The organism is Rhizobium cerradonense (assembly GCF_030182455.1).
Lineage (GTDB): Bacteria > Pseudomonadota > Alphaproteobacteria > Rhizobiales > Rhizobiaceae > Rhizobium.
Map to the genome: position 1 here is coordinate 85995 of NZ_JAQJCK010000007.1, position 20678 is coordinate 106672.

Below are 20678 nucleotides of genomic sequence, written 5' to 3' on the forward strand. Positions count from 1 at the left end.
TGGTCCATATGTCGAAGCGAGCAAGAAGATGAGCGGATCGCGATCAAATCCTACCGGCACGGGCGACTGGACGTCGCTGGATGCGTTGAGCCGCACCATCGAGGGGCTGGAAGCGCGCATCGAAGGCCTGATGGGCACGGCTGCAGCCCGGGACACGCACCAGCGTGTGGCAAACGGGTATGCCGCGGCACCTGAGCGGGCGCCAATGCCGGAACGCGCTTCCCTTTCGGACCGCACACCACGCACTGAGCGCGAAGCCTATGCCCCGCGCCCGTATGAACGTCCGCTCCGCACCGAACGTGCGGAAACCGATCTACGGTCCGACCCGCTTGCCGAAATCCGCCAGCGCCAGCGTGCGCTCGAGGCAAGCCGCGAGCGCCTGCACACACGCCGCGAGGAAGCTCCAATTGCCGAACGGCCGCTGCTTGGCGCGCGTGTTGGCGAAAATCCGGCTTCGCGCCAGCCGCTGCCTTCGGCGCTGCGCTCCGCCCCCGAAAACTCCGTCGATATCGCCCAGGCGCTGGTCAATCTGCGGCAGGACCTCAAGCGGGACATTGCCGAGAGCGTTACCCGCGAAGTCAGCGCACTGCGGGCTGAAATCCGTGATATCCGCAACAATGCCGAGGACAAGCATTTCGCCGCCGATGTGCGCGAGGACATGGCGCGGCTTGCCGACAGCATCAGCCAGCTCGCCGGTCATCCCGGCCAGCCGGAAACGGCCGGCCTGAAGGCAGAGTTCGAAGAACTGCGCTCGCTGATGGACGGGCTCGCCCGCGAGGATTCGCTGCACCACGTCGAACGCCAGGTCCAGGCGATCGACACGACCGGTCTTCAGGACGAGCTGGTATCGCTCGCCTACCGCCTGGACGATATCAAGCAGCATCTGGGCAGCATGAGCGACAGCCCCGCCGTGCACGCGTTGGAAAACAAGCTGCTGTCGATCGCCACCGCCGTTGAAAGCTTTGGCGGCATGATACAGCCGCAGGATCAAGCGATGCAGCGGCTCGAAGGCCGCATCAGCGGCCTCGCCGATCAGCTCGACATGATGAGCCGCGACGCCGCGCGGCGCCAGCCGACGGACGATCTTTCCGGACGCCTCGAGGCGCTGGCGATGCGCATCGATGAACTCGGCAATGCCAAAGCGGCTGCCCGGCTGGAAGAGCGCTTGGATCAGCTTTCCTACCTGATGGAGCGCTCGCAGAAGTCGGCGCCGCAACCGGAACTGATCAACCACCTCGCCGATATCTCCCGCAAGATCGATGCGCTGGAACAGGGCTCGGTCGACCATGCACTGGCCGAACGGCTGGATTACCTGGCCCGGCGCATCGACGAAATCGACTTCCATCCGCCGCATCCGGCCGCAAACCTCGACGATGGTGCCGTCCGCCGGCTGGAAGGCCGTCTCTCCGATATCGCCATGCGGCTGGAGGCGAGCACGGCAGCACCGCCGACCGATACACAGGCGCTGCGCAATCTCGAAGAGCAGATCGCCCATCTGTCGACGCTGCTGACGAACGAGCCGCGCGCCGTTGCCGACCAAATTCCCGCCGATCTCGACCGCCGCATGAGCGCGATCGAAGATTATATGGCGACCAATGACGAGTACATCATCGAGGCTGCCCGCCATGCGGCGGAAGCCGTCGTTGAGGCCTACTCGCGTGAAGGCATGCTCGGACACGGCGTAGCGTCCGCCGACATGTCGGCGATGACCGCGCTTGCCGAAGACCTTCGCCATCTCGAAGACCTCAGCCGCAGCAGCGACGAACGCACCCACCGCACCTTCGAGGCGCTGCACGACACGTTGCTGCAGATCGCCGACCGGCTGGACCACATGGAACATCGCCAGCCGGCGCCTGCCATGCCCGCCGCAAATTTCGAGAGCGACGCTTTTGCCCCTTCCGACACGACGGCGGTGAAGCCGCCTTCGGCCGCACCGCAGAAGGCCGGGCCGGTCATCCGTACCGTCGCGCCTGCCGAAACCGCAGCATCGCCGGAAGCCGTCGTCGCGCAAGCGGTCGATGCCGTCACCAAGGCGGAGATCAAGGCCGCGGCAAAGAAGGATGGGGGGAAAACCAGCCTGCTCGCCAGCCTCGGCAGACGTTTCTTCATGCCCGAGAAGGCCGAACCCATCTTCCTGCCCGACCGGCCCGTCATCGAGCAGGCGCCGTCGATCGATCCGGTCGACATGATGCCCGCCGAGGAAGCGAATGAGCTGCTCGAGCCGGGCTCGGGCGCGCCTGATATCAAGAAGATCCTGGAACGCGTGCGCGCCAGCCAGAATGCCGCACGCAATGGCACCGTCAAACAACCGAGCGAAAACGAGCGCGCCGACTATATCGCCGCCGCTCGCCGCGCCGCGCAGGCGGCCGCGATGGAAGTGGACCAGACGCAGCGCTCGGCTCCCACCCCCAAGAGCGGCGAGAAGAAACGCGGCGCGTTCTCGCGCTTCCGCCGGCCGATCCTGCTCGCGGTCGGTGCGGCCCTGCTCGCCATTATGGCCTTCCCGCTCGTCAACACGCTGACGCGCGGCCAGAAGGCGCCACCACCGGCCGAAGTCTCGGTACTGACCTCGGCTGCCGAAAGTGCGACGACAAGCGGCGCTTCCGCCAATGCAGCTCAGATGCCGACACCGGCGGCTCAGGCGGCAACGAACACGCCCCCGACCCAGGTACCGGCGACACAGGCTTCGGTCGCCGATGCCGGAGGAGCCGCGCAATCCTCCGCAACGCCGGCAAATCCGGTCGTCGCGCCGACGAACGATCATCTGACGGCCGCAGCACCGCTCGACGGCAACTCCACCAGCGAAACCCTGACGCCGGCCAGCAGCGCCGCACCGGCTCAGCAAACCGCAGCCTTCGTTCCCGCCAACACCACGGCAACCCCGGCACCTGCCGGGGCTGAGGCATCCCCGCCGGCCACCGCGATCACCGTGCCTGACGGCATCCAGCCGCCGACCCTCGTTTCCGCCGCCAAATCCGGCGACCCCGTCGCTCTGTTCGAAATCGGCGCGCGCTACACGGATGGCCGCGGCGTGGCAACCGACCTCAAGCAGGCGGCAAGCTGGTATCAGCTTTCCGCCGACAAGGGTTTCGCGCCGGCGCAATACCGGCTCGCCAGCATGTACGAGAAGGGCAATGGCCTCGAGCGCGATCTCGCCAAAGCCAAGCAATATTACGAGCAGGCCGCCGATCAGGGTAATGCCAGCGCTATGCACAACCTTGCCGTCCTCTACGCCTCGGGTGCGGCCGGTCCACAGGATTATCCGACGGCGGCGAACTGGTTCATCAAGGCGGCCAATCTCGGCGTATCCGACAGCCAGTTCAACCTCGCCATCCTCTATGCGCGCGGCAATGGCGTGAAGCAGGACCTGCAGGAATCCTACAAATGGTTCGCAATCGCCGCCAAGGGTGGCGACAAGGACGCAGCGCAGAAGCGCGACGAAGTGGCGAACGCCATGAAGCAGGACGAGCTTGAAAGCGCCCGCGCCAAGGTCGATCTCTGGAAGGCGCAACCGCTCGACGCCAAGGCGAACGGCACGACCATCCCCGAGGAATGGACGACCGGCAAAGGTGTCAACACCGCCTCGATCGACATGAAGAAGGCGATCCGCAACATCCAGGCGATCCTCAACAACAACGGCTTCGATGCCGGCACGCCGGATGGCAATATGGGCGGCAAGACCGTCGCCGCGCTGAAGAGCTTCCAGAAATCGGTCGGCCTGCCGCAGGACGGCCGGGTGACAGATCAGGTCGTCAAGGAACTTCTGGCCCGCAACAAATAAGAAGGCTTCATTTCCGATCGAGATGGAGCCTGCGAACCCGCTGACGCTGCGATGCGCGATCTCGAGCCACGTCTTTCAGGCGAAAGCCCGTTTTGCTAGCGGCTTTGCCCCGATCTAATACGTGTCGTCGCCCTCATTCGACATCGTGCAGCAACGCTGGCGGACGGTTCGCTGCAGGTCAGCGTCCAAGGCTGCCAGCGGCGGCGATGATCTCCGCCGCGGTCGGGAAGATGGAGAGGCTGTTCGGTCCGTCGAGCGCTTCGATTTGTGCCCAGCCGATGGTGCCGTTCGCATCGACCAGGAAGTGCCCGACGAGCTGGGTAGCGTGGCTCTCGAATATTGCATTATCGGCTTCATCGAGCTCGAAGCGGTCCTTGGCGTTGAGTACCGTGTTGGCTTCCATCGGGTGTAGCGGTTCTGGCAGCTCGCCCGTTGAGTTGATGCGTGCCGCTTGGAATTGCGCCATCGTTGCGCGATATGGCCATTCGGGCTGCTCGCTGCTCCCATCGGGCAAGAACTCGGCATGCGGCACGCCGTAGGCGCGATGTGAGCGGCAGTCCGGGTCGCATAGAAGCATTACCGGCGTCGGCCGGTGGCGGAAATATAGCCGGGCGCGTTCCACCGGCGTGTTGATAACGGCCACGGTCTCCACCCCGGCGGCGCGCAGGGTTGGCTGCACGCCGGCGAGCTGTTCTACCTGACGCCGGCAGAACGGGCAGTGCAGCCCGCGAAAGAAGCCGATCAAGAACGGGCGACCGCGCAAGTCGGCGAGAGAAACCGTTCCCTCGAAGTTGGCCGAAGCTAGCGCGAACGCGGGCGCGGAATCTCCAGGCTGCAGCAGGCGCTTCTGGTCTCCCATGGAATAATTCCTTTTTCGTATTGTCCAGGTGAACGACCGAAATTCAACTGTATCACTTGTCGGAAGAAGGCCAAGCGCTCGATGTTTGAGACTACTGAGAGAGCGGTTCGACATGCCTTTCGCCGCTCCGACCGATGTTAAAGCTGCCCCCTGCTTCTTGCCTTCCTGGCCGGTAGAAAGTCCAACACTCCGCAAGAGGCAAAATCGAATGCGCCCGTGAGCGGTTATCAAATATTCCTGCCGACCTCATCGAAGGTTAAGCGAGCCTTATCAACATCGTCTTGATGCCCGAGCATCCACTCATAGAGTGCGTGGAACGGGGGCTGCAGCGATCGGCCAAGCGGCGTTATGTCGTACTCCACCGCGACCGGGGATACCGGAATGACCTTGCGCGTAATCAGGCCGTTGCGCTCAAGTCTGCGCAGGCTTTGCGTGAGGGCCTTTTGTGACACACCCTCGATTTGCCTCTTAAGCGCATTGAAGCGCATGGGGTTCGCTTCCAAGAGGCTCAGCACCATCATCGACCACTTGTCCGCAATCTCATCGAACAACTGACGAGCGCGGCAGTCGGCGTGAAAAATCTGGCATCGGGCCATCGGCAGTTTCCTTCAGTATACCTAGGAGAAACAAGGTGCGTTCTTGACGCTAGGTCTACAATATATACCTAGAGGCAGCAATGGCGCGGCACCGGCCGTCCATCGTCGGATTATTAAAACCGAGAAAGAGAGAGACATGCCAAACGTATTCATCCTCAACGGCCACCAAAAATATCCCTTCTCGGAGGGGGCGCTTAACAATGCTCTCACAGAGCGCGCTGAAAGCTTTTTCAAGCGTCAGGGTTCGAGGTGAGAAAGACCATCACGGAAAATCCATACGACGTCCCACGGGAAATCGAAAAGTTCAAGTGGGCCGACTATGTTTTCGTCCAAACCCCCTTGAACTGGATGGGTGTGCCTTGGTCCTTCAAGCGCTACATCGACGATGTCTGGACACTCGGCATGATGGGAGAGCTCTCCGACCACGATGGCCGTTCGAGCGCGGAACCGAAAAAGAACTACGGTCTCGGGGGCAAGATGAACGGCCACTACATGCTGTCTTTCACCGCAAACGCACCGAAGGAAGCGTTTAACAATCCGGAAGAAAAATTTCTCGACGGGCTCAGCGAAGACGACCTGCTGCTCCCGATGCATCTAAACTTTAAATGGAATGGCTATAAGCCGCTCCCGACCTTCATGGCCTACGACGTGATGAAAAACCCAGATGTCGAAAACGACTTCCTGCGGTTCGACGAACACCTGTCGACGCACTTCGGCTAGTGCTTACTCTCGGCGGAAAGGTCGACGCATTGGGATCCTCTGCGGATGGGAATTGGTTCGGGCCCGTACGTTTGATCGCCCCCACCAACGGCAAGCGCCGGCTTTGCCTAGCTGTGAAAATCGTCACACAATCGCGGAAAATGCCGCGTTAGAGTGAAATGAACAATGCGATAGCTGAATAACGCCATGGTTTTTCCTAAGGCTCTGGCAATCATTTCAGATTAGAATCGTCTGTTTAAAGGGGAAATTGTTCACAGCTATCCGGTCCTTTGTGCTCGGATAGCTGCAACTGGGATCAGACCGTGACGATCTATCTGCCGATCGCAGAACTGTCGGTGAATATCTTTATTATTCTCGGCATGGGCGCCGCCGTTGGGTTTCTCTCCGGCATGTTTGGTGTCGGCGGCGGCTTTCTGATCACGCCGCTTCTGATCTTCTACAACATTCCGCCCGTCGTCGCCGTCGCCACCGGCGCCAACCAGGTCGTCGCCTCGTCGATCTCGGGCGCCATCACGCATTTTCGCCGCGGCTCGCTGGATATGAAGCTCGGCACGGTGCTGTTGATCGGCGGCCTTACCGGCGCCACTGTCGGCATCTGGATCTTTTCGCTGCTCCGGCGCATCGGCCAGCTCGATCTCTTCATCTCGTTGCTTTACGTCGTCTTTCTCGGCACGATCGGCGGGTTGATGCTGTGGGAGAGCCTGAACGCGATGCGTCGTGCCGCCCGCAACGAGCCTGCGATGCCCCGCAGGCCCGGCCATCATAGCTGGGTGCACCGCCTGCCGCTGAAGATGCGCTTCAAGAAGTCGAAGATCTATCTGAGCGTCATTCCCGTAATTGGCCTCGGTTTCGGCATCGGCATCCTGACCTCAGTCATGGGCGTCGGCGGCGGCTTCATCATGGTGCCGGCGATGATCTATCTGCTGCGCATCCCGACCAATGTCGTCGTCGGCACCTCGCTGTTCCAGATCATCTTCGTCACCGCCTACACGACCGTCGTGCAGGCCGCGACCAATTATTCCGTCGATATCGTGCTGGCCTTCCTGCTGATGGTGGCGGGCGTCGTCGGTGCGCAATACGGCGTGCGGGTCGGCCAGAAACTGCGCGGCGAACAATTGCGCGCCTTGCTCGGCCTCCTCGTACTTGCCGTCGGCCTTCGCCTGGCGATTGCCCTGGTGGTCACGCCGGCCGATATCTATTCCGTCGTGCTCGAAGGAGCGGGCCGATGAGACGTTTCGGCCCGATGCTCGCAGCCGGTCTCCTGCTTGCACCATTGAGTGCAAAGGCGCAGGTGCTGCTCGACCAGCCGACGACCTCCACGACCGCGCGCGAGACGATGGAGATCGGCACTTCAACCAGCGAAATCGCCATCACCTCCGATTTCACCGGTGCCGACCTGACGATCTTCGGCGCGCTTTCCAACACCGACCAATTGCTGCTGGCGATCGGCCAATACGACATCGTCGTCGTGCTGGAGGGACCGCGCGAGAACGCCACGGTGCGCAAAAAGGAACGTGTCTTCGGCATCTGGGTCAATACCCGGTCGATGACCTTCGAGCATGTGCCGCAGGCCTATTCGCTGTCGAGCACGCGCGCAGTCGACAACATCACCGCGCCGCTCGAACTGAACGACCGCGGCATCGGCGTGGATCATATTCAGCTAACTCCGGTCGGTTTCGTCGGCAGCGGCGCGGATGTGCCGGAATTCCGCCAGGCCTTCCGGCGGCTGCAGGAGATTGGCGGCCTCTACGAAAGCGACCCGGCCGGCGTGCGCTTCGTCAGCTCCAGCCTGTTCAGGGCAACGTTGAGGTTGCCTGCGGACGTTCCGAACGGCGTGCATACCGTGCGCGCCTATCTCTTCAAGAGCGGCAAATTCCTGACCGATAAATCCCTGCCGCTGCGCGTCATCAAGACCGGCATCGAGCAAACGATCACCGATGCCGCCCATGAACGCCCCATCGCCTATGGCGCGTTTTCGGTGCTGCTGGCGCTGATTACGGGATGGACGGCGAGCTTCGTGTTCCGGAAGAGCTGATCAGGCGCTCCTCTTCCGCTCCACCACCTCCAGATAGGCTTCCGTCAGCCGGCCGAGCACCGATGGCGTTCCCGGCGGCAACACCTTGCCCAGGTGCTTTGCCCGCAGCTCGTCCATGAAATCCTCCCAGAGCTTCGGCCCGCCATTTTCCAGTAGTTCCGCGCGGATCGACAGTTCTTCCGAGACTGGCAGATGCTTGCGGCCCCATGCCCCCATGTGGGCAAAGAGCGGCACGAGGTCGATCGCCATTTCGGTGAGGCTGTAGACGGCCTTCTGCTTGTGGGTCGGATCGTCGTCTCGGGTCAAAAGCCCGCGCTCGACCAGCCGCTTCAATCGGTCCGCGAGGATGTTGGAGGCAATCCCCTCCTCCGAGTTCTGCAGCAGCTCGCGGAAATGCCGGCGATTGCCGAACATGATGTCCCTGATGATAATCAGACTCCAGCGATCACCCAGGATTTCCAGGGTGAGATTGATCGGGCAGCCGGAGCGATTGAGCGCGTCCATAAGGTTCTCCAAAAACTGCTTGCACTTTGCCACCAGTCGCGCTAATTTTCAACTGCTTGCTTTTAGCAACCAGTTTTGATTATGATACGGTTATCACCAAGGAGGAGACCGATGAGAAAGCTTGTTGTCTGGAATCTCATGACGCTTGACGGTTATTTCGAGGGAACGAAACCCTGGGACCTCGACTTCCATATGCTCGCCTGGGGCGACGAGTTGGAAAACTACGCGAAAGAGCTTGGCCAGGAAGGCGATCTGCTGATCTTCGGCCGCAAAACCTATGAAGGCATGGCCGCCTATTGGACGAGTGCGACGGAGACACCCGATATCGCCGCCTATATGAATGGCATCGCCAAGATCGCCGCCTCGCGGACGATGGACACGGCGGAGTGGAACAATACCCGCGTCGTTCGCGACATCGTCGCTGAAGTCAGGAAACTGAAGGAAGAGCCGGGCAAAACGATGTTCGTCTTCGGCAGCGCCGAAGTGACGGATACGCTTCTGAAAGCAGGACTGGTGAACGAAATCCGCATCTGCCTCGTCCCCGTTGTTCTCGGCCGCGGCAACCCGCATTTCAAGCCGGCGGCGGAACAGATTCCGATGAAGCTGCTCGAATCCACGCCGCTGAAGACCGGCGCGGTGATCCTGCGCTACGAGCCCGCGAAAGTGGCTTAGGCAGAGAGATTGCCGAAGCGTACCGAATAGATGCGGTCGCGGCCGAGCACATGGGCAATGAGGCTTTCCCGGTCAAACAGTCCGGTCATGGCCTTGTGGCGCAGGTCCAGGCCTCCGGTCATGATGCCGAAGGCAGGCATCAGCAGGCGGGCGCCGTCGGTGGCGAAACACGGGCGGCGAACGGATCTGTCGCGACGGCGGACAGTGGCAGACGGATGCAGATGGCCGGCGATCTCGCCGGCCTGCTGGCCGCCCCTCGGTTCATGGCGGAAGGTCAGTCCACCATAATGCATCTCATCGACGGAGCTACCGGGCAGATCGACCGTGCCATCCGGATCGTGATTGCCGTTGATCCATATCCATTCGCGGCCACGCGCCATATTGATGATCAGGCTGCGGAATTCTTCCGGCAGATGTGCCGAGCCGACGCGGTCATGGAAATTGTCGCCGAGCGAGACGACGAGCTTCGGATCGTAGCGGGAAATGACGGCGGCAAGCACGGTCAGCGTCGCCAGCGTATCGTAAGGCGGCAACAGCATGCCGCGCCGCGCGAAGGCTGCTCCCTTTTCCAGATGCAGATCGGAAACAACGAGGATGCCGGCATCCGGCAGATAAAGAGCCCCGAGCGGATCGCAGACGGCGGCAACACCATGAACGGCGGTCTCGACGCCCGAGGCAGGCGTCAATCCGTTCCTGACTTGGCCGTTCATCTCTCGCGCAAGCGCCAGGCGGTTCATCAACTTGGTCTGCCTTCGTTGTTTGGCATGTTTTATTCCATGGCCTCGCGGATCAGATCGTCAGCCGCTTCCGCCAGCACCACATCATGTGCCTCGCCCGGTACCGGCACCTTGCCGATTTCCAGCATCACCGGCACGGCGAGCGGCGAAATGTGGTCCAGCGCCCGGTGGGTGATGTGCCCCTTGATTCGCTTCAGCATATCCCCAAGACGGCCAATTTCCAAAAGTCCCGTGGCAGCGTCCTGCCTTGTCGCCTGCATCAGAATATGATCGGGCTCGTGGCTGCGCAGCACGTCATAGATCAGATCGGCCGATACCGTCATCTGCCGGCCGGTCTTTTCCTTGCCGGGGTGGCGGCGCTCGATCAAGCCGGCGATGATGGCGCAATTGCGGAAGGTGCGTTTCAGCAGGAAGGATTCATCGAGCCAGGCTTCTAGATCGTCGCCGAGCATGTCTTCGTCGAAGAGATCGGAAAGGCTGAGATGGCCATTGGCGATCATCAGCCCCATGTCCTCCAGCCCCCAGATGCCGAGCGAATAATCCGTGGCGATGAAGCCCATCGGCTTTGCGCCGGCCCGCTCGAGGCGCCGCGTCAACAGCATGCCGAGCGTCTGGTGCGCCAGCCGCCCTTCGAAGGGATAGGCGACCATGTAGGCGCGGCTGCCGCGCGGAAAGGTCTCGATCAGAAACTCGTCGCGCTTCGGCAGCAGCGACCTGTCCTTCTGCAGCTCCAGCCAGTCGCGCACCTGATCCGGCAAACGATGCCGGCGATCGGGATCGTCGATCATCATGCGCACCTGATCGGCAAGGTAGGTCGACAGCGGAAACTTGCCGCCGGCATAGGAGGGGATTTTCGGATCCATGGAGAAGGTCTGCGAGGCCAGGCATTCATTCTCGCGGATACCCTCGAAACGCAGCACCTTGCCGGAGAAGAGAAAGGTATCGCCGGGCGAAAGCTGTTCGAGAAAATACTCCTCGACCTTGCCCAGCGGTGCTCCGCCGCGGCCGAGCGACCCCAACGCATTGCGCTTCACCAGCCGAATGTTCAGCATTGCCTCTTCTACGATGGTGCCGAGGTTCAGACGATATTGCTGCGCTACCTGCGGATTGGAGACGCGCCAGCGACCCTCCGGGGTCTTGCGGATGCGGGCGTAGCGTTCGTAGGTTCGGAGCGCATAACCGCCGGTGGCGACGAAATCGACGATGCGCTCGAACGTCTCCCAGGATAGGTCGGCATAGGGCGAAGCGCTGCGGATCTCGTCATAGAGCTCGAGCATGTCGAAGGGTCCGGCGCAGGCCATTCCGAGGATATGCTGAGCAAGGACATCGAGCCCGCCGGCGCCGACCGGCGGCGTATCCTGCGCGCCGACATAATTGGCGTCGAGCGCCGCCTGGCATTCCATCACCTCGAAACGATTGGCCGGCACGAGGATCGCCTTCGACGGTTCGTCCATGCGGTGGTTGGCACGGCCGATGCGCTGGGCAAGGCGGGAAGCGCCTTTTGGCGCGCCGACATGGATGACGAGATCGACATCGCCCCAGTCGATGCCGAGATCGAGCGTTGAGGTGGCGACGACCGCGCGCAGCTTGTTGGCCGCCATGGCGGCTTCGACCCTCCGGCGCTGTCCGACATCGAGCGAACCATGATGCAGCGCGATCGGCAGATTGTCGTCATTGGCCGACCACAGCTCCTGAAACAGCATTTCCGCCTGCGAACGCGTGTTGACGAAGAGAAGCGTCGTGCGATGCTCTTTCAGCTCGCGATAGATATCGGGAATGGCGTATTTGGCGGAATGGCCGGACCACGGGATATGTTCATCGGTCTTAAGGATCGAAATGTCGGGCTTGGCGCCGCCGTCGACCATCACCAGGCCGGCATGCCGTTCCATCCCCTCCTCCTGCGCCACCAGCCATTTTTGCAGGTCCATCGGTTCGGCAACCGTCGCTGACAAGCCGATGGTTTGCAGATCGGGCGCAAGCTTGCGGAGGCGCGCAAGACCGAGCGAGAGCATATGGCCGCGCTTCGACGTCACAAGGGAATGCAATTCGTCGAGGACGATGTATTTCAAATCCTTGAAGAAGCGTGCGGCTTCATGATTGGCGAGGAGCAACGCCACTTGCTCCGGCGTCGTCAGCAGAATGTCCGGCGGGTTGAGCTTCTGACGTTGCCGCTTGCCGCTGGGCGTATCGCCAGTGCGGTTTTCGACGGAAACCGGCAGGCCCATTTCCGTGACCGGTTTCATCAGATTGCGCTCGATATCGACAGCCAGCGCCTTCAGCGGCGAGATGTAGAGGGTGTGGATGCCGGTGAAGGCGGAGCCGGGCGGGATCTTGCCGCGCCTAGTCAGATCGGTGAGCGAAGGAAGAAACCCCGCCAACGTCTTGCCGGCTCCGGTCGGCGCGATCAGCAACGTGCTCTCCCCGGCTTCGGCGCGGGCCAACAATTCAAGCTGATGGGCACGCGGCTGCCATCCCTTTTCCGTAAACCAGCGGATGAAGGGGGCAGGAAGGGCAAGGCGGCGCTCGGAATCGATCTGGTCCACGAGGCAAATGTAGTCGAATTGCGGAGGATAGGAAGCAGGGGGTTGGTTGAGGGCGCTTTGTGCCATGGGTCTAACCCACCCTCCGTCATCCTCACCTCCTCCCCTTGACTCTTCACATAATCACGGATAAAAAATATCCATGATATAAAAAGGACGTACCGATGAAACTCGGCGAAGGCGTTGAGCAGGCCATACACAGCGTCGCGATGCTGGCGGGACTGTCTGAGGGCAGCGTGCTCTCGGCGGCGGCGATTGCCGAGTTTCATGGGGTGTCGGTGAGTTATCTCTTGAAGCATCTGCAGGCGCTTTCCGGCGCCGGCATTCTTGACACCGTGCCCGGGCCCAAGGGTGGCTACCGGCTGGCGCGTTTGCCGGCCAAAATCACCCTGCTAGATATCGTGCTCGCCGTCGAAGGGCCGGCGCCTGCCTTTCGCTGCGCCGAAATCCGCCAGCGCGGGCCTAACCCGCTGTCTGGAAAATACTTCGCAAAGCCGTGCGGCATCAGCGCGGCGATGCTGGCGGCCGAGCGGGTGTACCGTGCCGAGCTCGCCAAGACCACCATTGCCGATATCCTCGCCGATGTCGCGGAGACCGACGATGGTGCCATCGCGGCAAGGGGCTGCGCCTTCCTTGCCCTCAATGAACGCAGAACCATCCGATAGATCCAGAACCCAAGGAGAGAACCATGCAACCTCGTTTCAACTTCGGCAAAGCCTCGCCCGAATCCTACAAAGCTGTCGTTGCGCTGGAAAATTTCGTCCAGACCTGCGGCCTTGAGCGCCGCTTCATCCACCTGATCAAGCTCCGCGCCTCGCAGATCAACGGCTGCGCCTACTGCGTCGACATGCATGTGAAAGAAGCCCGTCACGACGGCCTCAGCGAACAGTGGATCAACCTGATGTGCGTCTGGTGGGAATCGCCCGTTTACGACGACCGCGAACGCGCCCTGCTGCGCTGGGTCGACTCCGTCACCAAGATTGCTCAGACCGGCATACCGGATGCCGACTTCGAGCCGCTGAAGCAGCATTTCAGCGAAGAGGAAATCGTCAAGATCACCGTGGCGATCGGCACGATCAACATCTGGAACCGCCTTGCCGTCGGCTTCCGCTCGCAGCATCCGATCGATAAGGACGCGAAGGCGGCCTGACCACGACTCCAGAAACGAAAAAAGCGCGGGACCGAAATCCCGCGCTTTTTTTGTTTTCCTCAGTCTCGGCGAACCGAGACCGATAACGATCAAGCAGCTTCGGAAGCGAAGCCAGCCGTCGGAACTTCCGAGATGGTCTTCAGAACCTGGGAAGCGATCTGGTAGGGGCAGCCCTGAGAGTTCGGACGACGATCTTCGAGGTAGCCCTTGTAGTCGTTCTTGATGAAGGAGTGCGGAACGCGGATCGAAGCACCGCGGTCGGCAACGCCGTAGCTGAACTTGTTCCACGGAGCAGTTTCATGCTTGCCGGTCAGGCGCATGTGGTTGTCCGGGCCGTAGACCGCAATGTGGTCATGCAGGTTCTTGTCGAACTGAGCCATGAGCGCTTCGAAATAGGCCTTGCCGCCGACTTCGCGCATGAACTTGGTCGAGAAGTTGCAGTGCATGCCCGAACCGTTCCAGTCGGTGTCGCCGAGCGGCTTGCAATGGAACTCGATATCAATGCCGTACTTTTCGCAAAGACGCAGCAGCAGGTAGCGTGCCATCCAGATCTGGTCGGCGGCCTTCTTGGAGCCCTTGCCGAAAATCTGGAATTCCCACTGGCCCTTGGCCACTTCGGCGTTGATGCCTTCATGGTTGATGCCTGCTTCGAGGCAAAGGTCGAGGTGCTCTTCAACGATTTCGCGGGCGACATCGCCGACGTTCTTGTAGCCGACGCCGGTGTAGTAGGGCCCCTGCGGAGCCGGGTAGCCGGATTCCGGGAAGCCGAGCGGACGGCCGTCCTGGTAGAAGAAGTATTCCTGCTCGAAGCCGAACCAGGCGTCTTCGTCGTCGAGGATGGTGGCGCGGCTGTTGGACGGATGCGGCGTTACGCCGTCCGGCATCATGACTTCGCACATGACGAGGGCGCCGTTCGTACGGGCCGGATCCGGATAGATCGCTACGGGCTTCAGCACGCAATCGGAGCTGCGGCCTTCGGCCTGCATCGTCGACGAACCGTCGAAGCCCCAAAGCGGAAGCTCTTCAAGCTTCGGAAAATCAGCAAATTCCTTGATCTGCGTTTTACCGCGCAGGTTCGGTACCGGGGTGTACCCGTCGAGCCAGATATACTCGAGCTTAAACTTCGTCATTACGCACCTCATAAGGGTTTAACTACCCGAAGCAGAGAAAATTCGAAGGCGCCCGCCCGGAAATCTTCGCCACCTACGGCCGCCATGTGACATGCATTTGACATGCCAATTTGAGCGAGATGCGCTGCCGTTCGAAGAAAAATGCACAAATCGGAGTCAATTTTTGCCGATTTTCCATCGCCCCAGCTCGGATTCTCTCAAAATCGTGAGCAACTTGGCCGAAAGGTGCTGCCAACTTGTCGCAGTGCGGCAGATTCGAAGCAGCGCAACAATTAGGCGCCCGAAAACCACATTCCAACGCCACAAAACCTCAAAATTGCCTATAAATTCAACCTTTTGCATTTTTTTTGGGCACATCTCTCAAAAATGGCCTCCGACTCTGCTATATATAAGCTGTCTCTTGAAGCGCGCCCGCTGAACACCAAAAAGGGAGAGACATTGCAATGGCAACCAGCCCTCAACACGAAACGGCAAAGATTTTTCAGTTTCCCATCAAGACCCGAACCGTCCCGGCTGCCGGCCAACGCGATCAGGTGAACCTTGATCCCGATATCGGCCCGCGCATCGCGACGGCTGCTTTCGATAGCTGGTATCACGAAGCCGCCATTACGGAGTCCGACCAGACCCGCAAGCAATAGACGTTACCGCTCACCTATAGCGCGATATAGCGATCCGGCCATGGGCCGGTCAGGCGGATTTCTGGGTAACGAACAAAATGCCTTGCACCGGTTTTCCGGCATCCATGCGAATGATGCTGCGCGCGAGACTGAGGACAACAAAGCCACGAGCGGCCAATATCGTCCTGACATAGGCTTCCGAATGGGCGAAACGCAGGGAGTCGCGCAGAAGATAACCTTCCTCCTCTCCCGCATCCTCGACGGAAAAAGCGAACACGGCCCCGGAGACGGCTAGTTCCCCGACGATTGTCATGACGCTCTGAAGATTGCCGAGGTACATCAGCACGTCGGCGGCGGTAATCAAGTCGGCCCGTGCCGGCGTGAGCTCGCCGTCGAAAACGCCAGACTGGGGCGGAGGCAGCGAAAGATCGGCTTGTCCCAGGTGATCATAAATCCCCTTCTCCGCTGCCCTGGCGAGCATGCCTTTCGACAGGTCGAACCCTTCCAGCCGATCGACCCGCGTGCGGATTTCCGGACCGAATAGGCCCGTGCCGCAGCCGAGATCGACGGCAAGACGGAAATGCCCGGAAATGCCGGCCGTGTCGGCGACCAAAGCCGCAAGCTTCTGCGGGACACTGTAGTCGAGTTTTTCGACCAGCGATGTCTCGAAGCGATCGGCATAATCGTCGAAGAGGCGCTCGACATAGCGGCTCGGCGGTTGGTCGGGCAGTTCGGCCGCTCCCAGAACCGAAAGCTTCAGCCGGGCGCCGAAGACATCGCCGGCATCGAGGGCCAGAACCTTTGTCAGCGCCTCGATGGCACCCTCTGTATTTCCCGCTTTTTCACGATAAGTCGCCAGGGTGAACCAGCCTGCGGCCCAGCCCGGCGTCAGTTCCAGCGCCTGCTCCATCAATTCCGCAGCGCTTGCCGGCTCACCGCTTTCGGCGAGCATCTTCGCATAGTCTGCGCGACGGTCGGCAATGACGTCGCCGGAGGAAAGCTCAGTCGGCAGCATGATCTCAGCCCTGTTTGATACCCGCCTTTGGACGCGGCCACAAAAAAACTCAAGTCCTATTTCAGGCAGACACCTGTTTCAGGTAAGCACTGTTTCGGTGCGCACTGTTTCGGTACGCATCGGGCAAAAGCGCTTGCGAGTCGCAAGCCGCAGCCTTATCTCAAAACCGCTCGACAGGCATTATGGAGACAGCCGCATGTCCGATCAGGTGAACAGGTTCCTCGGCGACTCGCCCGGCCGTACACTCGTGAAGCTTATCATCGTGTCGCTGATCGTCGGTTTCGTGATGAAATTCTTCGGCTGGCGGCCGCTCGACTTCCTCTATGGTCTCCGGCGCTTCCTCCTCGATCTCTGGCACAGCGGCTTTGCTGCGCTCGGCGAGTTCGGCGATTACATGCTGCTCGGCGCCACCATTGTCATTCCGCTCTTCATCATCCTCCGCCTTTTCAATTACCGTCGCTGATATGATCCTCAAAATTCCGCTTTCTACGCGGCGCCTCGCGCTGCGTCTCACCGGCCTCGGGCTCGCTGCCGTCCTCGCGAGCTGCGCCACGCAGCCCACCCATGTTTCCAACACGCCGGCCAAAGACGAGACCGCTTCCGCGCTGCCGCTCGTCAACTCCCTGCGCGCCAAGAACGGGCTACCGCCACTGAAGATCGATCCAGCGGCCAGCACGGCGGCGATCTACCAGGCCAAACGGATGGCCGACGCCGGCAGGATGGAACATCTGATGGGTATCGGCGACAACTTCGGCACGCGCGTCAAGGCGAGCGGCGTCAAGTTGCCGGCGGCCGAAAACATTGCCGAGGGTCAGCGCGACGTGAACGCCGCGGTGACGGCCTGGATCAATTCGCCGAAGCATTTGCACAACATGCTCGGCAAATATAACGGTCTCGGCGTCGCCCTCGCCTACACCCCCTCTTCCAATGACAAGCCCTACTGGTCCATGGTGCTCTCTTCGAATTGAAGACGGGCTGATTGGACATGGATCATCGAGAGCATAGCGCAAGGGTTCTGCCTTTCGACGTGACGCACCGGCTGGTGCTGTCCATCGCCGTTCCGATGACGCTCGGCTTCATGACGACACCGTTGCTGGGTCTTGCAGATACCGCCGTCGTCGGGCATCTCGGCCAACCGGATGCGCTGGCGGGGCTGGCGATCGGCGCGGTGCTCTTCGATCTCATCTTCGCAAGCTTCAACTTCCTGCGCTCTTCGACCACCGGCCTGACGGCGCAAGCCTATGGCCGTCACGACCGGCATGAGCAGCAGGCGGTGTTTTGGAGGGCGCTGCTCTCCGCGCTCGGATGCGGTCTGCTGCTCCTCCTAATGTCGCCCCTATTGCTCTGGCTCGGCATCAAGCTGATGGGGCCTGAAGGCGGTATCGCCGACGCGACACGCACCTATTTCTCGATCCGCATGCTGTCCGGCCCGGCCGCACTTGCGAACTACGCCATCCTCGGCTTCGTGCTCGGGCGGGGTCAGGGCCGCATCGGGCTTTTGCTGCAGACCTTGATTAACGGCGTCAACATCATCCTTGCCATCCTGCTCGGCCTATGGCTTGGCTGGGGTGTCGCGGGTGTCGCCTGGGGCACTTTGATTGGCGAGGCGGTCGGCGCGCTCACGGGCCTTGCCATCGTGCTGCGCAGCTTTGCCGGTAAAGCGCGGCCCGCCCGGGCCGAGCTTCTATCACGCGCCAAACTCACGCAGCTTTTTGCGCTCAACCGCGACATCCTCATCCGCACCTTCGTACTGATAGGCGCTTTCACGCTGATGACTCGTATCGGCAACACGTTTGGCGCGGTGACGCTTGCCGCAAACGCCGTGCTGATGAACTTCTTCCTGCTCTCCGGCTATTACCTCGACGGGCTGGCGAATGCCGCCGAGCAGATCACCGGCCGCTCGATCGGCGCCAACTATCGTCCGGCCTTCGAGCGCGGGCTGAAGTTGACCGGGCTTTGGTCCTTCGGGCTGGCACTTGCCGCCGCCGTGTTCTTCTTCGCCGTCGGCCCGGCGCTGATCCGCATGCTGACGACCTCGCAGGAAGTTCGGGCCGCTGCTGAAACCTACCTGCCCTGGGCCGCCGTCACCGGGCTCACCGGCGCGCTCGCTTTTCTGATGGACGGCGTCTTCATCGGCGCCACTTGGTCACGCGACATGCGTAACCGCATGCTGATGTCGTTTGCCGGCTACCTTTTGGCACTTGCGGTCTTCGTGCCGACGCTCGGCAATCACGGCCTATGGCTGGCCATGAACGCCTTCCTGCTGTTCCGCGGCATTTTCCTCGTCATGGGGCTGAAAAAGCGTGCCGATCAGACGTTTCGGCTGGCCCAATGATCGAGCTTGCTGTCGCGCAGCTCGCGGATTGAGCCGGCACGCTCGCGGTCGAGCAGCTTCGACAGGCCGGTCACGATACGGCCCGGCAGGCCGGGGCCTTCATAGACCATGCAGGAATAGAGCTGCACGAGATCGGCACCGGCCTTGATCTTCTCCAATGCCGTCTCCGCCGATGAGACGCCGCCGACGCCGATGATCGGCAGGGCTGCACCGACGCGGCGACGCATCTTTGCGAGCACGACGGTCGATTTTTCGAAGAGCGGCCTGCCGGAGAGGCCGCCGGCTTCCTTTGCCTGGACCTGATCCCTCAAGCCGTCGCGCGAAAGCGTGGTGTTGGAGACGATCAGCCCGTCCAGCGCATGCGCCAAAACTTCGGCGGCGATGTCGTCCATGCCCTCTTCGGTCAAATCCGGTGCGATCTTTAGGAAGACCGGGATTTTTTTGCCTGCCTTTGCCGCCTCTTCGTCGCGGGCCGCGAGGACCGCCGACAACAGCGCGGACAGGCTTTCACGCGCCTGCAGGTCGCGCAGGCCTGGCGTGTTCGGCGAGGAGATGTTGGCGGTGAAATAGCGCGCCACGGAATAGAAACGGCGGATGCCGGCGACGTAATCGGCGATGCGGTCGGCGCTATCCTTGTTGGCGCCGATGTTGACGCCGATGATGCCCTTGCCGCGGATCGGCTGCAGACGCCGGAACGCCGCCTCGTGGCCTTCATTGTTGAAGCCGAGGCGGTTGATGACACCTTCATCCTCGACCAGGCGGAAGATGCGTGGACGCGGATTGCCGGATTGCGGTTTCGGAGTCACCGTGCCGATCTCGGTAAAACCGAAGCCGAGCTTCAACAGAGCCTCGGGCACCTCGGCGTTTTTGTCATAGCCGGCAGCCATGCCGAGCGGATTGGCAAAATCCAGTCCGGCCACGGTCTGGCGCAGGCGCGGGTCGCTACCGGTCCGGCAGGCCGGAACAAGCCCGGATCTCAGCGCGGCGATCGACATTCCATGCGCTGTCTCCGGATCGAACATGAACAGACCGCGCCGGCCGAGATCGCGGAAGGCGCCGATCATTCCGGCATCTCCGGAAAGACATGCGCGCCGTCGGGGCCGAGCAATAGAGGCTTTTCCCAGAGCACGGTCGAAAGCTGGAGCGGCGCGTAGAGATGCGGGAAAAGATCGCCGCCGCGCGAGGGCTCGAATACCAGCTTGTCACCGAGCGCGTCGCCGTCGATCGCCACCAGCAGCAGGCCCTCCTGGCCGGCAAAATACCGCGCAGCCGTTTCCTTTGCCTGCGTCGCCGTCGACAAATGGATGAAATTGTCGGTCAGATCGATCGATGCGCCATTAAAAACGCCGGTTTGTCTGGCTTGCTGCCAGAGCGTATCCGGCACGATCTTGTAAACCACTGGCATCGCGGTCATCATCCTTACATGACTTTTGTCCTTGATAGGGCTTTGCACGAAAACCGTTGCCGATGTCCACGGGGAAAAGTGCAGATGGATGCACAGTAAAGCAGAAAATCCGGAGGATGACATGACGAAGGAAACGATATCGGGCCTTGCGGCCCTCATCCTGCCTGCCGCTCTTCTTCTCGCCACACCCGGCCATGCCGCGGAGCCGGACCCGGCGCGCTTCCAGCTCGAGCGCAGCGGCGATCATTTCGTCCGTCTGGACAAGCAGACGGGCGCCATGTCGATCTGCGATGATCAGAACGGCAATCTGGTCTGCCGCATGGCTGCCGATGAGCGCGCAGCCTATGAAAACGAACTCGACCGCCTCTCGGATCGCGTCTCGAAGCTGGAAAAGACCGTGGCCGCAAGCAGTGGATCGAACCTGCCGAGTGACGCCGACATCGATCGAACCCTCGGCATTATGCAGAAATTCATGCGCGGCTTCATGGGGATGGCGAAAGAATTCCAGAAGGAGGCGCCCGACACCCAGGCGCAACCGCAAAAGACCTGAAGCCACTGGAATAGAAAGCGAAAGCAGGGGGA

General features: G+C 61.2%; 21 protein-coding genes. 12 read left to right on the forward strand and 9 right to left on the reverse strand.

The window, feature by feature from the left end:
- Positions 1 to 28: 28 nt before the first annotated feature.
- Positions 29 to 3781: a peptidoglycan-binding protein gene (locus tag PH547_RS17130; protein WP_285168938.1), complete on the forward strand. Its 3753-nt coding sequence runs from the start codon at positions 29 to 31 to the stop codon at positions 3779 to 3781.
- Between the two features lie 178 nt (positions 3782 to 3959).
- Here PH547_RS17130 and PH547_RS17135 read toward each other — a convergent pair whose 3' ends face one another.
- Both PH547_RS17135 and PH547_RS17140 read right to left on the reverse strand, forming a co-directional pair.
- Positions 3960 to 4640: a redoxin domain-containing protein gene (locus tag PH547_RS17135; protein WP_285168939.1), complete on the reverse strand. Its 681-nt coding sequence runs from the start codon at positions 4638 to 4640 to the stop codon at positions 3960 to 3962.
- Between the two features lie 227 nt (positions 4641 to 4867).
- On the reverse strand, positions 4868 to 5236 hold the full coding sequence (locus PH547_RS17140; protein WP_285168940.1) for a winged helix-turn-helix transcriptional regulator: 369 nt from the start codon (positions 5234 to 5236) through the stop codon (positions 4868 to 4870).
- 249 nt (positions 5237 to 5485) lie between these two features.
- Between PH547_RS17140 and PH547_RS17145 the strand changes: the two genes are divergently transcribed.
- The 3 genes from PH547_RS17145 to PH547_RS17155 all read left to right on the forward strand — a co-directional run bounded on the left by PH547_RS17145 (position 5486) and on the right by PH547_RS17155 (position 7991).
- Complete coding sequence (locus PH547_RS17145; protein ID WP_285168941.1) at positions 5486 to 5956, forward strand: NAD(P)H-dependent oxidoreductase; 471 nt, start codon at positions 5486 to 5488, stop codon at positions 5954 to 5956.
- A 302-nt stretch (positions 5957 to 6258) separates the two neighbouring features.
- Positions 6259 to 7185, forward strand: coding sequence for a sulfite exporter TauE/SafE family protein (locus tag PH547_RS17150; protein WP_104824977.1), 927 nt, complete (start codon positions 6259 to 6261; stop codon positions 7183 to 7185).
- Positions 7182 to 7991, forward strand: a complete 810-nt coding sequence (locus PH547_RS17155; RefSeq protein ID WP_104821949.1) for a TIGR02186 family protein — start codon at positions 7182 to 7184, stop codon at positions 7989 to 7991. The genes PH547_RS17150 and PH547_RS17155 overlap by 4 nt, the downstream gene beginning before the upstream one ends.
- Here PH547_RS17155 and PH547_RS17160 read toward each other — a convergent pair whose 3' ends face one another.
- Entirely contained in the window at positions 7992 to 8495 is a 504-nt protein-coding gene (locus PH547_RS17160) for a winged helix-turn-helix transcriptional regulator (protein ID WP_283049027.1), read from the reverse strand.
- A 111-nt stretch (positions 8496 to 8606) separates the two neighbouring features.
- On the opposite strand from PH547_RS17160, the gene PH547_RS17165 reads away from it, so the two are divergent.
- Positions 8607 to 9167, forward strand: coding sequence for a dihydrofolate reductase family protein (locus tag PH547_RS17165; RefSeq protein ID WP_104821947.1), 561 nt, complete (start codon positions 8607 to 8609; stop codon positions 9165 to 9167).
- On the opposite strand, the gene pdeM is transcribed toward PH547_RS17165, so the two are convergent.
- Positions 9164 to 9904, reverse strand: coding sequence for a ligase-associated DNA damage response endonuclease PdeM (pdeM, locus tag PH547_RS17170; RefSeq protein WP_104821946.1), 741 nt, complete (start codon positions 9902 to 9904; stop codon positions 9164 to 9166). The two genes, PH547_RS17165 and pdeM, sit on opposite strands and share 4 nt — an antisense overlap.
- Before the next feature lie 32 nt (positions 9905 to 9936).
- Positions 9937 to 12447 carry a ligase-associated DNA damage response DEXH box helicase gene (locus PH547_RS17175; protein ID WP_285169101.1) on the reverse strand — a complete coding sequence of 837 codons (2511 nt, stop codon included), beginning with the start codon at positions 12445 to 12447 and terminating at the stop codon, positions 9937 to 9939.
- Between the two features lie 161 nt (positions 12448 to 12608).
- Here PH547_RS17175 and PH547_RS17180 point away from each other — a divergent pair, with 161 nt between their 5' ends.
- Together PH547_RS17180 and PH547_RS17185 are read left to right on the forward strand one after the other, a co-directional pair.
- On the forward strand, positions 12609 to 13109 hold the full coding sequence (locus PH547_RS17180) for an RrF2 family transcriptional regulator (RefSeq protein WP_104821945.1): 501 nt from the start codon (positions 12609 to 12611) through the stop codon (positions 13107 to 13109).
- 23 nt (positions 13110 to 13132) lie between these two features.
- Entirely contained in the window at positions 13133 to 13594 is a 462-nt protein-coding gene (locus PH547_RS17185; protein ID WP_104821944.1) for a carboxymuconolactone decarboxylase family protein, read from the forward strand.
- 89 nt (positions 13595 to 13683) lie between these two features.
- Here the strand turns inward: PH547_RS17185 and PH547_RS17190 are convergent, their stop codons facing one another.
- Positions 13684 to 14724, reverse strand: coding sequence for a glutamine synthetase beta-grasp domain-containing protein (locus tag PH547_RS17190; protein WP_104821943.1), 1041 nt, complete (start codon positions 14722 to 14724; stop codon positions 13684 to 13686).
- Positions 14725 to 15167: 443 nt separating this feature from the next.
- On the opposite strand from PH547_RS17190, the gene PH547_RS17195 reads away from it, so the two are divergent.
- Positions 15168 to 15362, forward strand: coding sequence for a DUF2735 domain-containing protein (locus PH547_RS17195; protein WP_104821941.1), 195 nt, complete (start codon positions 15168 to 15170; stop codon positions 15360 to 15362).
- 49 nt (positions 15363 to 15411) lie between these two features.
- On the opposite strand, the gene PH547_RS17200 is transcribed toward PH547_RS17195, so the two are convergent.
- A complete protein-coding gene (locus PH547_RS17200; protein ID WP_104821940.1) occupies positions 15412 to 16356 on the reverse strand; it encodes a class I SAM-dependent methyltransferase in 945 nt (314 codons plus the stop codon).
- Between the two features lie 196 nt (positions 16357 to 16552).
- On the opposite strand from PH547_RS17200, the gene PH547_RS17205 reads away from it, so the two are divergent.
- The 3 genes from PH547_RS17205 to PH547_RS17215 are packed head-to-tail and all read left to right on the forward strand — an operon-like array spanning position 16553 to position 18691.
- Positions 16553 to 16819: a DUF6460 domain-containing protein gene (locus tag PH547_RS17205; RefSeq protein WP_285168943.1), complete on the forward strand. Its 267-nt coding sequence runs from the start codon at positions 16553 to 16555 to the stop codon at positions 16817 to 16819.
- 4 nt (positions 16820 to 16823) lie between these two features.
- A complete protein-coding gene (locus tag PH547_RS17210; RefSeq protein ID WP_285169102.1) occupies positions 16824 to 17324 on the forward strand; it encodes a CAP domain-containing protein in 501 nt (166 codons plus the stop codon).
- A 17-nt stretch (positions 17325 to 17341) separates the two neighbouring features.
- Positions 17342 to 18691 (forward strand): MATE family efflux transporter, encoded by a 1350-nt coding sequence (locus tag PH547_RS17215; RefSeq protein ID WP_285168944.1) that lies wholly within the window; start codon positions 17342 to 17344, stop codon positions 18689 to 18691.
- Here PH547_RS17215 and PH547_RS17220 read toward each other — a convergent pair.
- Entirely contained in the window at positions 18667 to 19755 is a 1089-nt protein-coding gene (locus PH547_RS17220) for a quinone-dependent dihydroorotate dehydrogenase (RefSeq protein WP_285168945.1), read from the reverse strand. The genes PH547_RS17215 and PH547_RS17220 overlap by 25 nt on opposite strands.
- The gene (locus tag PH547_RS17225) at positions 19752 to 20108 is read right to left on the reverse strand and encodes a DUF952 domain-containing protein (protein WP_104821935.1); all 357 of its coding nucleotides are present in this window, start codon (positions 20106 to 20108) and stop codon (positions 19752 to 19754) included. The genes PH547_RS17220 and PH547_RS17225 overlap by 4 nt, the downstream gene beginning before the upstream one ends.
- Before the next feature lie 109 nt (positions 20109 to 20217).
- Here PH547_RS17225 and PH547_RS17230 point away from each other — a divergent pair, with 109 nt between their 5' ends.
- A complete protein-coding gene (locus PH547_RS17230) occupies positions 20218 to 20646 on the forward strand; it encodes a hypothetical protein (RefSeq protein ID WP_285168946.1) in 429 nt (142 codons plus the stop codon).
- Positions 20647 to 20678: the final 32 nt, after the last annotated feature.

What these genes read in the sequence shown, in the direction of transcription:
- PH547_RS17130 (WP_285168938.1), top strand. Translation starts at nt 29, where the DNA reads ATGAGCGGATCGCGATCAAATCCTACCGGCACGGGCGACTGGACGTCG.
- PH547_RS17135 (WP_285168939.1), bottom strand. Translation starts at nt 4,640, where the DNA reads ATGGGAGACCAGAAGCGCCTGCTGCAGCCTGGAGATTCCGCGCCCGCG.
- PH547_RS17140 (WP_285168940.1), bottom strand. Translation starts at nt 5,236, where the DNA reads ATGGCCCGATGCCAGATTTTTCACGCCGACTGCCGCGCTCGTCAGTTG.
- PH547_RS17155 (WP_104821949.1), top strand. Translation starts at nt 7,182, where the DNA reads ATGAGACGTTTCGGCCCGATGCTCGCAGCCGGTCTCCTGCTTGCACCA.
- PH547_RS17160 (WP_283049027.1), bottom strand. Translation starts at nt 8,495, where the DNA reads ATGGACGCGCTCAATCGCTCCGGCTGCCCGATCAATCTCACCCTGGAA.
- PH547_RS17165 (WP_104821947.1), top strand. Translation starts at nt 8,607, where the DNA reads ATGAGAAAGCTTGTTGTCTGGAATCTCATGACGCTTGACGGTTATTTC.
- pdeM (WP_104821946.1), bottom strand. Translation starts at nt 9,904, where the DNA reads ATGAACCGCCTGGCGCTTGCGCGAGAGATGAACGGCCAAGTCAGGAAC.
- PH547_RS17180 (WP_104821945.1), top strand. Translation starts at nt 12,609, where the DNA reads ATGAAACTCGGCGAAGGCGTTGAGCAGGCCATACACAGCGTCGCGATG.
- PH547_RS17185 (WP_104821944.1), top strand. Translation starts at nt 13,133, where the DNA reads ATGCAACCTCGTTTCAACTTCGGCAAAGCCTCGCCCGAATCCTACAAA.
- PH547_RS17190 (WP_104821943.1), bottom strand. Translation starts at nt 14,724, where the DNA reads ATGACGAAGTTTAAGCTCGAGTATATCTGGCTCGACGGGTACACCCCG.
- PH547_RS17195 (WP_104821941.1), top strand. Translation starts at nt 15,168, where the DNA reads ATGGCAACCAGCCCTCAACACGAAACGGCAAAGATTTTTCAGTTTCCC.
- PH547_RS17200 (WP_104821940.1), bottom strand. Translation starts at nt 16,356, where the DNA reads ATGCTGCCGACTGAGCTTTCCTCCGGCGACGTCATTGCCGACCGTCGC.
- PH547_RS17205 (WP_285168943.1), top strand. Translation starts at nt 16,553, where the DNA reads ATGTCCGATCAGGTGAACAGGTTCCTCGGCGACTCGCCCGGCCGTACA.
- PH547_RS17215 (WP_285168944.1), top strand. Translation starts at nt 17,342, where the DNA reads ATGGATCATCGAGAGCATAGCGCAAGGGTTCTGCCTTTCGACGTGACG.
- PH547_RS17220 (WP_285168945.1), bottom strand. Translation starts at nt 19,755, where the DNA reads ATGATCGGCGCCTTCCGCGATCTCGGCCGGCGCGGTCTGTTCATGTTC.
- PH547_RS17225 (WP_104821935.1), bottom strand. Translation starts at nt 20,108, where the DNA reads ATGATGACCGCGATGCCAGTGGTTTACAAGATCGTGCCGGATACGCTC.
- PH547_RS17230 (WP_285168946.1), top strand. Translation starts at nt 20,218, where the DNA reads ATGACGAAGGAAACGATATCGGGCCTTGCGGCCCTCATCCTGCCTGCC.